The following is a 12643-nucleotide window of genomic DNA, read 5'->3' as shown; positions in this document are numbered from 1 at the left end:
CGATGACCTATACGGCAGGCATCATCGGGACGGGCGGCATCGCCGGCATGGGCATTCTCGGCATGCACGACGAGGAACGGATCGGCCGCGAGAAGATCACGGCCAGTCACGCCGGCGGTTTCGACGCCCAAGACGAGATCGAACTCGTCGCCATCACGGACGTCGACGAGTCGAAACTCGGGCAGTTCGGCGACGCCTGGGAGATTCCTCCCGGTCGGCGGTACGTCGGCCACGAGGCGATGCTCGAGGCGGAATCGCTCGATATCGTTTCGGTCTGTACGCCCTCCTACCTCCACCACAGACACGTCGTAGACGCGGCGCGGTCGGCGGCCGACCCCGACCTCATCTGGTGCGAGAAACCGATCGCCTCAGCGGTCACCGACGCCCGCGAGATGGTTACGGTCTGCGAGGAGACGGACACCGAACTGCTCGTGAACCACTCGTTTCGCTTCACGGAGAAGCTCCAGCAGCTTCGCACCCTCGTCCAGGAGGACGGAATTCTCGGCGAGCCGCTGTCGGTAACCGCGCAGTTCCGCATGGAGCTACTCCGGAACTCGACGCACCTGCTCGACACGCTCGTCTACCTCCTCGACGCCCGCGCGAGGACCGTCTCAGGGTACGTGAACGGCGACAACGAGGCCGTCGACGATCTCGAGGCCGCCCGGGAGGTCGACGACGCCGGCGGCGGCGGCTTCGTCGTGATGGACGACGACACCTTCGTCACCGTCGACTGTACGATCCCCCGCGACAGTTCCTCGATGACGCTGCAGTTTATCGGCGACGCGGGGAAACTCTATCTGAACAACGACGACGGCGAGTGGCGCTACTGGCGCCTCGAGGACGGCGAGCACGTCGAAGCGTCGCTTCCGGGTATCGAGGGGTCGTGGACCTGGGAGGACGATTACGAGCGCGCGTTCGCAAACGCCGCCGCCCACATCGTCGACGTGCTCGAGGGCCGGGCCGAAAACGGGTCGACAGGAGTCGAGGCGACGCGGTCGCTCGAGATCATCATCGGGCTCTACCTCTCACATCACTCGGGAGGGCAGGTCGAGATTCCGCTGGCACGGCCGCTGCGAGACGTTCGCGTGACCTCGTGGTGAGGGGTCCAGTGAGTAGGGGAAGTGAACTCGAGGAGCTGGATCGAAACGGATGCGGCGAATTCGGACCGCTACTGGAGGTTCCCGCCGCCGCTGACGCGGACGATCGTCCCGACGACGTACGACGCGGCGTCGCTACAGAGGAACAGGACCGCGTCGGCGACGTCTCGCGGCTGGCCGAGTCGACCCAGGGGCCGTTCGTCGCCCCACTCCTCGAGCACGTCCTCGGCGGTCCGCTCCGACTTCGCCGCGGCGATCTGCTCGGCTTCGTACCGGAGCTGCCGGGACTCGGTGACGTCAGTCGAGACGGCGTTCATTCGAATCCCCTCCTGCGCGAGCTCGTGTGCCATCCGCCACGTGAGCCCGTTGACCGCCGTTTTCGACGTTCCGTACAGGCCGCGCCCGCCCGTCCGCCGGTCGCCCGTCTGGCTCGTCACGTTTACGATCGCGCCCTCGAGATCACGTTCGAGCATGTGCCGTGCGACGCGTTGCGAGGCGTAAAACTGCGCGCGAACGTTGACGTTCATCGCCGCCTCCCAGTCCTCGAGGGAGGCCGTCACCATCGACTCCTCCTCGGGCCAGACCGCGGCGTTGTTGACGAGGACGGTGATCTCGCCGAACGCGTCGATCGACCGGTCGACGAGCCGGTCGATCGTGTCGGGACTGGAGAGATCCGCCGAGACGCCGATAACGCGTCCCTCGCCCAACTCGTCGAGTTTCGCAGCGGTCTCCTCGACGTCGTCCGCAGTCCGCGCGTTGACGACGACGTTCGCGTCGGCTTCGGCGAACGCTTTTGCGATGCCGCGGCCGATACCGCTCGTCGAACCGGTGACGACCGCCGATTCCCCGCGGTAGTCGTACGTCGTCCGTCCGACCATACGAACCGTACGTTGGGATGACATATATAACTACCCTCGAGACCGGACGCTCGAGCCTCACTACGGCGTAGATTACCTACCTGCGTTATCCTCCTCTTACCTGCCGATACCGTTATAGAGCCGGTCAGTCGTGGTAGTCGGTAGACCGTTCTGACCATAATATATCGTTTCACAATGTGAAACCAAAGTTTTTGTATAATGGATAACAATATCCATGGTATGTCCCCAAAAGCGGCCAACCCGATCAAATCGACAAAAACGACGTTTCGAATCATCGAGGCGCTCAAGGAACTCGACGGCGCCGGGGTGACGGAACTTGCCGAGCACCTCGATCTCCCCAAGAGCAACGTCCACAATTATCTCAGTACGCTCGAGGAGGAGGAGTACGTGGTCAAGGAGGGGACGACGTTTCACGTCGGCATTCGGTTTCTGGAACTGGGCGCCTACGCCCGCAGTCGGCGGGACCTGTACGATATCGCCCGGCCGGAAATGGACAAGATCGCCGAGAAAGAGGGAGAGCTAGTAAACCTCCTCGTCGAGGAGCACGGTCGGGGGACCTACGTCTACCGCGTCGCCGGCGACGACGCCGTCGAGGTCGACGCCCACGTCGGCACGCGGGTCTATCTCCACTGTACGGCGCTCGGAAAGGCGATCCTCGCACATATGCCAGAAGAGCGCGTCGAGGAGATCATCGACCAGCACGGGCTGCCGAAGATTACCGAGAACACGATCACGGACCGGGAGGCGCTCTACGCCCGACTCGAGCAAGTCCGCAAGCAGGGGGTCGCCTTCGACAGAGAGGAGCGACTCGAGGGGCTCTGTTGCGCCGCGGCACCGATTCGCAGCGACAGCGGTCGCGTCCTCGGCGCGCTCTCGATCTCGGGACCGACGACCCGGGTACAGGGCGACCGCCTCGAAGAAGAGATTCCGTCGCTGCTCGAGCAGGCGACGAACGTGATCGAACTTAACATTACGTACTCCTGATCATCGACTACTGCAGTCGTTCGTGATACTCCGGCCGAGCGCTGCCGCAACGATGATAGTCGAGGCTAGTGCCGAAAGCTGTCGACGATCGCGAGCGATTTACCGATCGATCGTCACGCTGGTTTCGGTCCCGTCGTAAGTGACCGTCGCCTGCGGCTCGTGTTCGTCGACGCCGATCCCGCGGCCTTGGCCGCCGTCGACCACAACCACGTGCAGGTCTCTGGTTTCGACCAGCTCGGGGAACGATCCCTCCCGCTCGCGGACCGCGAGCTCGCTCGCGCCGTCGTCCCACTCGAGGGGTGTGACGGCGTAGGCGCCGTCCTCGTAGTCGTAGCCGTCGCCGGCATCCTCGTAGACGTCGAACGAGCCGTCGTGACCGGGATAGACGCGCACGTGCCACGGTGCGTCGGGCCGCTCCTCAGTGTGCTGGACGACCGGCCCCATCGGCAGAACGCTGCCGGCGCGGACGAACAGCGGGAGCTTCTCGAGGGGCGCATCCGCGATGATCGTCTGCCCGCCTTCGTAGCGCTCGCCGGTCCAGAAGTCGTACCACTCGGTTCCCTCGGGGAGGTAGACCTCGCGGGCCTTCGCCCGACCCTCAAGGGGCGTCGAGTCGGGGCCGTAGTACATCGGTTCGGTGACCGGACAGACCAGCAGCGACGGACCGAACATGAACTGATCGGCGATGTCGTGAACGCGCTCGTCCTCGCGGAAGTCGAAGGCGAGGTGGCGGAACATCGTGTAGTCGCGGTGGGTCTCCCAGCCCGCCAGCGAGTAGATGTAGGGAAGTAAGCGGTAGCGCAGTTCGTCGAATTTCACGAGCGTCTCGTAGAACCGGTCGCCCGGTTCGCCGAAGCGCCACATCTCGCGGGGCGTGTTCGTCCCGTGCGAACGGAACAGCGGCAGGAAGGTACCGAACTGGAACCAGCGAGTGTAGAGCTCACGGTAGCCGAGGTCCTCGTAGCCGTCGTTGAAGTCGCCGTTGGCGTAGAACTCCTCGTCGGTATTGTCTTCGACGAAGAACGCGCCGATGTCGAGCGTCCACTTCGGATTCCCGGTCGCGGTGAACTGCAGGCCGTCGGCGAGCTGTTTCTCGAGTCGGTCCCAGGTCGCCTCGATGTCGCCCGACCACGTGATCGCGCCGTAGCGCTGCTGGCCCGGATAGCCGCTGCGGGTCAGGTTGAGGACGCGCTTGTCTTCGGTCGTCGATCGCTGACCTTCGTAGAGCCCTTTCGCCTGATACAGCGAGTACGCGTTGATGTAGGCCGGATCGAAGACCTGCTTGTAGTCGCCCGTGATCAACGCGAGCCGCTGGGCGGGCTCGAGGGGGCGCTCGAGGCCCCAGTCGGGGTTGTACGGCTCCGTCGAGTCTGCCCACCAGGCGTCGACGCCGTGTGAGAACAGTCCCTCGTCGGCCTGTTTCCAGTACAGTTCGCGAGCGTCCTCGTCGAAGACGTCGTAGTAGTTGACCTCGTTGTCGGGCGCCGAGAGGTCGCCATCGTCGAGCAGGTGGCCCGCTTCGGCCATCTCCTCGTAGTTCTCGCCGGTGATCATGTTCGGCCAGATGGAGATCATCAGCCGAACGTTGCGCTCGTGGAGATTCTCGGTCAGCGCGTCGGGATCGGGGAAGCGCTCCGGCTCGAAGGACTTCTGTCCCCACTGGCCCCAGTCGCCCCCGGGACCGCCCCACTCTTCGAAGTCGGGGTCGTCGTCGGTCGAGTCGGGCCAGTACTGCCAGTCCTGCACGATGCAGTCGATCGGGATCTCCCGGTCGCGGTACTCGTCGACGACCTCGAGCAGTTCGTCCTGGCTCTTGTAGCGCTCTTTCGACTGGACGTAACCGTAGGACCACTTCGGGAGCATCGCCGCCGTCCCCGTAAGCTGGCGGAAGCCGGAGACGATCTCGTCGAACGCCGGCCCGTAAACGACGTAAAAATCGAGTTCATCGACGCACTCCGACCAGAAGTACGTCCCGTGGCGGTCGTCGTGGAACGTCGACAGCGAGTAACTGTCGAACAGGAGGCCGTACCCCTGCGTCGAGACGAAGACCGGCATCGCAACCTTCGTGTTGTGCTGGTAGAGGTGCTGGTCGTGTCCACGGTAGTTTGCGATGCCATCGTCGTGCTGGCCGAGCCCGTAGATCGCCTCGTCGTCGGAAAACTCGAGTTCGAGCGTCGTCGCGTAGGCCTCGCGGTCGAGCGTGTCGTGCGGCGAGGCGGCGTTCTCGCCGGCCATCGCCTCGACGTCGACGGGATCCAGCCGTCGGCCGCCGTCGCTCGGTTCCCGGACGAGGCGGTCGCCGTCGGCGTCCCGGTACGTGAGCGCGCCGGTGTCTTTCTCGAGGTCGACCCGCAGCGCCGCGGTCTCGAGGGAGATGGTCGACTCGGTTTCGGCGAGCGACCAGTCGGCGTCGCCGGACTGCTCGACGATCATCGGGCTGTCGGTCGCCGGCTCGGTGAGCGGTTCGCTTCCGACGACGACCCTGACGATCGCGTCGTCGACGACCTGTAGTTTGAGGATGCCCTCCGCGGTCCGAATGCACGGACCGTCGGCTTCCGAGCGCAGGAGTTTACACTGCATGCGCGTACAGGCGTGCTCCGATCCCTTTACTGTTACTCTGCCAATACGTACGCGCGAAAAGACGGTCGGTTCGGTGAACACGAGCGGGGCGAGAGCGTCCCCTCGCAGCGGACGGCCACTGGCGTACCCGGCTGAGCGGTCTCGATCGGGCGGCCGTCGAGCGTCGACCGATCACTCGAGTCGGATCGTGTTGACGCGTGCGTCGCCGCCGCGAACGACGACGTAGAGTTCCCGATTATTGCCGGTCGCTTGCTCGAGCGACAGCGTGTATTCCTCGTACTCGTATACACCGCCAGTTGGCGGGGCTTCCGCCCGACCGAGTACGGCACCGGATGGCGAGTCGCGTCGGAGTTCGACCGTCACCGCACTATCGCCGCCGTTGGCGACCGAGACGGTCGCTTCCGTCGGTTTGTCCCGCAGATCGACGTCGTGGAAGGCGACCCACGAGCCGTCAGTCATCCCGACGACCGTTCCCTCGTAGCGCGAGCGGTCGAGCAGTTCGATCTCGTCCCACGACCAGTCGTCGGCGTCGACGGCCCGCGTCGTCTCGGAGAGGTCCCGCGGCGGGATCTTCTCGCCGTCGACGCGGATCGATCCCTGTACCCGGATGTCGTCGGATGCCGAGCCGACGAGCACCGAGTGGGTCGCCCGTTCGACGACCCGCTGTTGGCGGGTGACGTCCCAGAACGAGAACTCGTCGTATTCGATCTCGAACTCGACGGTCGTGTGCTCGCCCGGCTCGAGGTGGACGCGCTCGAAGCCGCGCAACTCTTTTTCGGGCTGGTCCGTTCGGGACTGGCGCTGGCTGGTGTAACACTGGACGACCTCGTCGGCGGCCCTCGAGCCGGTGTTGGTCACGGAGACGCTGATCGTCGCCGTCTCGCCCGCTTGGAGCGGCGCGCTCGGGGAGACCTGCAGGTCGCCGTACTCGAAGCTGGTGTAGGTGAGGCCGTGTCCGAACGCGTAGAGGGGGTCGTCCTGCCCGTACCGGTATGTCATTCCCGTCTCGGCGACGTTGTACTCGGTGATGTCGGGCAGGCGGTCGGCCGACCGGGGCCAGGTCTGTGTCAGGCAGCCGCCGGGGGAGACGTCGCCGACCAGGACGTCGGTCAAGGCGCGTCCGGTTTCTTGCCCGGCGTGGCTGGTCCACAGCATCGACGGGACGCGGTTCTCGACGCCCTCGAGGTGGACCGGGTAGCTGCTCTGCAGGACGACCGCGGTATCCGACTGGGCGTCGCTGACCCGCTCGACGAGTTCCCGCTGGGAGTGGGGCAGGGCGAGGCGGTCGCGATCCTGCGTCTCGCGGCCGCCCATCAGGGGATGCGTCCCGACGGCGACGACGGCGGCGTCGGCGTCGCGGGCGGCCTCGATCGCGGCTTCGATCCCGTCGGTTCGGACCTCGATGCCGAACCGAGCGGCGTCGGACTGTTCCTCGGCAGCAGCCTGCAGAATCCCGTCCTCGACGGTCACGTAGTTGCCGCTGCTGGGATGGTGGAGGACGACCGAGCCGCCGACGTCGACGAACTCGAATGCCTCGTCGACGACCTCCCAGCCGCCCGGCCCCTCCGAGGAGTTGACCAGTTCGTCGCCGTCGACGGTCACGTACCGATTGTTCGCCGTCGACCGGAGCGTCCAGTGGTCGTCCGTCCACTGGATGCGCTCGAACAACTGGACGCTGGGCGCGTCGTTGCGCTGGAGGCTGAGACCGCCGCCGCCCTTGCCGACGCTGGCCGACACGTAGTCGCCGGAGGACTGCTCTCTGAGCGCGATCCGATCGGCGCCGACGTCGGTCCGGAGCTGGTCGGGCCCGAACCGGTCGCGCATTCCCTCGCGGAGGGTGATCCGGTACGGCATCGTGCCGCTGTACCAGTCCTCGAAGACCCGGTCGGAGAGCGGACCGACGACGGCCACGGTGTCGTCCTCGGACAGCGGGAGCGCACCGTCGGCGTCGTTTTTGAGGAGGACCGTCCCCTTCCGCGCCGCCTCCCGGGCGAGTTCGCGGTGGTCCTCGTGGCCGAGGACTTCCTCGGTGAGGTGGGCGTAGGGATCCTCCGAGGGATCGAGGAACGTTCCGAGCAGCGAGCGGACGGTCAATACGTGGCCGGCGGCCCGATCGATGTCATCCTCCTCGAGATGGCCTTCCTCGAGCGCGCCCAGCAAGGCGTCGGTCGTCGTCGAGTTGTCGGCGTCGAACTCGGTGAAGCTGTCGAGTCCCGCCAGCACCGCGGCGGCGCGCGCTTCCGCGTCCGAGTCGAAGTACTCCTGCGCGCCGGTGAGGTTCAACGGCGCCCAGGCGTCGCTGACGTTCATGATCGCGTTCGGGTCGGGCGCCCACTCGCGGATCGGATCGCTCAGCAGCGGCGAGGCCGTCATCGGCCGGCCGTTGACGACGTTGTACGAGGCCATGACGCCGACCGCGGTACCCGACTCGATCGGGTCGCGGAAGAAGGGAAGGTAGTAATCGCGCAGGAGTCGGGGCGGCATCTCCGCGTTGGTCGTCGTCCGCTCGGTCTCGTTGTTGTACCCGATGTAGTGTTTGAGTATCGGCGCCGTCTTGAGATAGTCCGGATGGTCGCCGGTCAACCCGTCCGTGTACGCCGTCGCGATCTCGTTTGTGACCAGCGGATCTTCCGCGTACCCTTCCTCGTTGCGGCCCCAGCGGGGATCCCGGAGCGGGTCGACCGTCGGCGACCAGACGTTGAGCCCGACGCCGCCGTCGGTCGCGTTGTGCATCGCGCGTACCTCGTCCCCTACTGCGTCGCCGATTCGTCGAACGAGGTCCGGATCCCACGTGCTCCCGAGGCCGATCGCCTGCGGGAAGACGGTCGCCTCGCCGAGCCAGGCGACGCCGTGCAGCGCCTCCGTCCCCGTCCGGAACGCGTCGAGCCCCGCCCGATCGATCGGGGGCTGGTACTGGTGGAGCAACGAAACCTTCTCTTCGACGGTCAGTCGCTCGAGGACGGCTGCAACCTGTTCGTCAAAGGGTGGCCCCGTCTCGCCGTCTGTTTCGTTCCCGCTCGCTGCGGTCCCGTCATCGTCCGATCTGGCAGTGGTTGCTCCGGTAACGAGCGGCAAACTCGTTCCGGCGCCGATACTCGCAAGTAGGCGTCTGCGTTGCTTGCTAACCATTGGTATGGGATACTCCGGTTACACTATCCGCCATCGATGCTAAAAATATACCTATTTAATTCAAATATGAAGGTGAGAAATAAATAATCGGTCCGGTCAGATCGCGGTTTTAGCCGAACGACGGTTCGTCGACCGGGCCAGCGAGTGCTCACTGGGAAAAGCCGAATACTCGACGCTCGAGCGGAGCGACCCTCGACAGTACGAATATTTATGTAGCTGAGTTATGATATTCTGAGCATGGGTTCGGTTCGCTTGGAGAACGTGAGCAAGCGGTACGGCGACGTCACGGCCGTCGACGACATGACCCTCGAGATCGAGGACGGCGAGTTCATCTCGCTGGTCGGCCCCTCGGGCTGTGGGAAGTCGACGACGCTCGAGATGATCAGCGGCCTCACGACGCAGTCGTCGGGGAGCGTCTATATCGACGACGAAGACGTGACCGGGCTGCCGCCGAAGGACCGAGATATCGCCATGGTGTTCCAGAACATCGCCTTGTTCCCCCACATGGACGTCTTCGACAACATGAGCTACGGGCTCCGGATCCGGGGCACCGACGACGAGGTCATCGACCGCCGAGTCGACGACGCCGTCGAAACGCTGCAACTCGAGGGGATGCTCGACCGGATGCCCAGCGAGCTCTCCGGCGGGCAGCGCCAGCGCGTCGCGATCGGCCGCGCGATCGTGCGCGATCCGGAGGTGTTCCTCATGGACGAGCCGCTGGCGAATCTGGACGCCAAACTGCGGGTCCACATGCGGACGGAACTGCAGCGCATTCAACGAAAGCTGGACGTGACGGCGATCTACGTCACCCACGATCAGGAGGAGGCGATGACGATGTCCGACCGCGTCGCGATCATCAACGGCGGCGTGCTCCAGCAGATCGCCCCGCCGCTTACGTGTTACAACGAACCGGCGAACCTGTTCGTCGCCGGCTTCATCGGCTCGCCGTCGATGAACTTCATCGAAGGGAGCGTCGCGAACCGTCGCTTCGAGTCGGAGACGGTCACCGTCGACGGCGTCGGCCTCGAGGAGGCAGATGTGGATGCGGATGCAGATGGAGTCACGCTCGGCGTTCGGCCGGAGGACATCTATCCCGAATCCGCACATCGCAACGGGGGGACGGCAGGGTCGGTCCGCGCATCGGTCGACGTGATCGAGCCGATCGGCGAACGAATGTATGTCTACCTCGTGCCGCAAACCGACGGCCGCGCCGACAACGAGGACGCTCCCCTCGAGCGGGACCACCTGCTGATGAGCGTCACGCCCGATACGGAAATCGAAGAAAACGAAGTGATCGACGTCACCTTCGATCAATCGAGCATCCATCTGTTCGATACCGCGACCGGCGACGCGCTCGTCCACGGGCTGAAACCCGAGCAGCAGCCGACGTCGTGAGACGGGCCGAAGAACAGTGGAGTGAGAGGGGTAGCAGCTGGGGCAGTAGCACGAACGATAGTATTCGGAGAGGATAGCAAATCATGTTCAATGGAAACATATATGTATCTACTGCAGGACGATACTGTGTATGCCTGACAGCTACAGCAGCCCGACCGGGCGGACTGTGCGCAGTTCGATTCGGCGACGACGGTTCGTGAAACTCGCCGGTGCGACGGGAATGACGGCGAGTTTCGCAGGCTGTTTCGGCGGCAGCGACGACGGTGCGTCGGTACTACAGTTGACCGCCACGAACGAGTGGCAGAACAACAGCGACGCGATTCAAGAGGCGCTGTACGACGCCGGCCTCTCCGAGGACATCCAACTCGAGATGATCAGCGGCGGGGAGAACACCGACGAGATGCAAAACCAGTACTCCCAGTGGCTCAACTCCAACCAGGAGCAACCCGACCTGCTGGCGTTCGACAGCGGCTGGACGCTGCCGTTTATCGTGCGGGGGCAGATACTGAACCTCGAGGGCGAACTGTCCGACGACGTTATCGAGACGGTCCGCAACGACTACTTCGAGCAGAGCGTCAACTCCGTGACGAGCCAGGACGGTGAGCTGTACGGCGTGCCACTGTATCCGGACTTCCCGACGATCCAGTACCGGAAAGATCTGGTCGAAGACGCCGGCTACGACTGGGAGCAGTACAGCACCGATCCGCTGTCGTGGGAACAGTTCTCCAACGAACTCGCGGACGTCTACGAGCAGTCCGACGTCGACTACGGCTTCAACTGGCAGGCCGCGTCCGAGATTCAACTCGGCTGCTGCGTATTCAACGAGTTCCTCACGTCGTGGGGCGGCGGGTACTTCGGCAATCCCGAGGAAAACCTCTACGGGCCGGTCGGCGACCGTCCCGTGACCGTCGACGAGGAACCCGTCCTCGAGTCGCTCCGGATGGCCCGAACCTTCATCCACGGGACGGACGCACCCGATACGCTCGACGCGTTCGCCGGCGGTATCACGTCCGAAGAGGCGTTCCAGTGGGGACTGTCGCCCTCGATGAGTCCGTTCACCGACCGCAACGCCGTCGCGCTGCGGAACTGGCCCTACTCGATCAACATCAACGGGGCCGACGACGCGCTCGGCGAGGACATGGGCGTGATGCCGATGCCCTACGGCGTCCCGGAAGGCGAGGGCGAGTATCCCGGCACCGGCGGCTCTATCGGCGCGCTCGGCGGCTGGAACTACTGTATCAACCCCAACACGACCCAACTCGAGGACTGTCTCGAGTTCCTCGAGGTGCTGACAAGCGAGGAGTTCCAGCGGCGAAACTTCGAACTCGTCGGACACATCCCGCCCCGACCGGACGTCCTGGAGAACTCGGGAGACGTCCCGGTCATGGGTCGGTACCTCGACGCGCTCTCCTACGCCGGGGATCACACGATGGCCAGACCCGTGACGGAAGTCTGGGACCAGCAAGTCGACCCCGTCGCTCAGGAGGCGAACGCCGCGCTGATGGGAGACTCGGGCGTCGAGGAAGCGATGTCGAGCCTCGCCGATCGACTGAGCGATATCGAGGCCGAGCACAGCGACTCATGAGCGCCGAGGACAGCACGACGGCATCGCGAGTCGAACCGTCGACGAGCCGGTCGCGGTACCGCGTCGATCGCACGCTGCTGAACTGGCTCGAGCGCCGCAGCGACACGCAGTTCGTCTACATGATGTTGCTCCCCGTGTTCGCGCTGCTGGGGACGATGGCCATCTGGCCGCTGCTGTACACGGGCAACATCTCCCTGCACGCGGACAACGTCGCCGGGGCGAATCCCGTCGGCGACTTCGTCGGTCTAGAAAACTACGTCGAGATTCTAACCGGGCAAGCGAACCTTCAACGGCCCTTCTTCAGCCTCTCGAATCCGTTCACCAGCGCCGTGCCCGTCACGCTGCTCTACACGGTTAGCGCAGTCGCCATCGAGACGGTGCTCGGATTCGGGATGGCGCTGATCCTGAACAAGGAGTTTCGCGGCCGCCGGTGGGCTCGCGTCGCGTTGATCCTCCCGTGGGCGGTCCCGATCGTGATCCAGGGGATGATTTTCTACCTGATGTTCCAGCCGTCGATCGGATTCGCGGTCGGCCCGCTCAACGAGTTGGGACTCATCTCGACGACGCCGCTGGCCAACAGCCAGGACGGGCTGTTCGTCGCCGTCGTTGCCGATATCTGGAAGCAGTCGGCGTTCATGGCGCTGCTGATCCTCGCGGGGCTGCAGAGCATCGACCGGAGCCTCTACGACGTCGCCGAGGTCGCGGGCGCCTCGCGGATCCAGCAGTTCCGAACGATCACGTTCCCGCTCGTCCTCCCGGCGCTGCTCGTCGCGCTTCTGTTCCGAACTATCGGCGCGCTCAAGGTGTACGGCCTCGTCGAATCGACGGCCGGCTGTAACACCGTGCCGACGCTGAGTTGCCTCGTGATCGACCTCTGGAGCGGGAACCGATACGGCTCCGCCGCAGCTGTCGCGTTCATCATCGCTGCACTCATCGGGGTCTTGCTGCTCGGGTATCTGGTCCAGATCCGTCGCCAAGAAAACGGAGGGCAATAG

Annotated in this window: 8 protein-coding genes; 5 read left to right on the top strand and 3 right to left on the bottom strand. The window is 64.7% G+C overall.

Annotation, left to right across the window (positions count from 1 at the left end; translation table 11 throughout):
* Nucleotides 1-2 precede the first annotated feature (2 nt).
* Complete coding sequence (locus HALXA_RS18045) at nt 3-1100, top strand: Gfo/Idh/MocA family protein (RefSeq protein ID WP_013875693.1); 1098 nt, start codon at nt 3-5, stop codon at nt 1098-1100.
* 68 nt (nt 1101-1168) lie between these two features.
* Here HALXA_RS18045 and HALXA_RS18040 read toward each other — a convergent pair whose 3' ends face one another.
* Nucleotides 1169-1975, bottom strand: a complete 807-nt coding sequence (locus tag HALXA_RS18040; RefSeq protein ID WP_013875692.1) for an SDR family NAD(P)-dependent oxidoreductase — start codon at nt 1973-1975, stop codon at nt 1169-1171.
* A 219-nt stretch (nt 1976-2194) separates the two neighbouring features.
* Between HALXA_RS18040 and HALXA_RS18035 the strand changes: the two genes are divergently transcribed.
* Nucleotides 2195-2959, top strand: coding sequence for an IclR family transcriptional regulator (locus HALXA_RS18035; protein ID WP_013875691.1), 765 nt, complete (start codon nt 2195-2197; stop codon nt 2957-2959).
* A gap of 99 nt (nt 2960-3058) precedes the next feature.
* On the opposite strand, the gene HALXA_RS18030 is transcribed toward HALXA_RS18035, so the two are convergent.
* A complete protein-coding gene (locus HALXA_RS18030; RefSeq protein WP_013875690.1) occupies nt 3059-5539 on the bottom strand; it encodes a glycoside hydrolase family 31 protein in 2481 nt (826 codons plus the stop codon).
* A 171-nt stretch (nt 5540-5710) separates the two neighbouring features.
* Nucleotides 5711-8614 (bottom strand): glycoside hydrolase family 3 protein, encoded by a 2904-nt coding sequence (locus tag HALXA_RS18025; protein WP_245550144.1) that lies wholly within the window; start codon nt 8612-8614, stop codon nt 5711-5713.
* Nucleotides 8615-8905: 291 nt separating this feature from the next.
* On the opposite strand from HALXA_RS18025, the gene HALXA_RS18020 reads away from it, so the two are divergent.
* From HALXA_RS18020 to HALXA_RS18010, 3 genes are all read left to right on the top strand, one after another.
* Nucleotides 8906-10063 carry an ABC transporter ATP-binding protein gene (locus HALXA_RS18020; protein WP_013875688.1) on the top strand — a complete coding sequence of 386 codons (1158 nt, stop codon included), beginning with the start codon at nt 8906-8908 and terminating at the stop codon, nt 10061-10063.
* Between the two features lie 130 nt (nt 10064-10193).
* Complete coding sequence (locus tag HALXA_RS18015; RefSeq protein ID WP_013875687.1) at nt 10194-11648, top strand: extracellular solute-binding protein; 1455 nt, start codon at nt 10194-10196, stop codon at nt 11646-11648.
* A complete protein-coding gene (locus tag HALXA_RS18010; protein ID WP_013875686.1) occupies nt 11645-12643 on the top strand; it encodes a carbohydrate ABC transporter permease in 999 nt (332 codons plus the stop codon). Before HALXA_RS18015 ends, HALXA_RS18010 begins: the two co-directional genes overlap by 4 nt.

Source organism: Halopiger xanaduensis SH-6 (assembly GCF_000217715.1).
Classification (GTDB): domain Archaea; phylum Halobacteriota; class Halobacteria; order Halobacteriales; family Natrialbaceae; genus Halopiger; species Halopiger xanaduensis.
The sequence above is the reverse complement of the archived record's forward strand: the minus strand, read 5'-3'. Positions and strand labels throughout refer to the sequence as shown.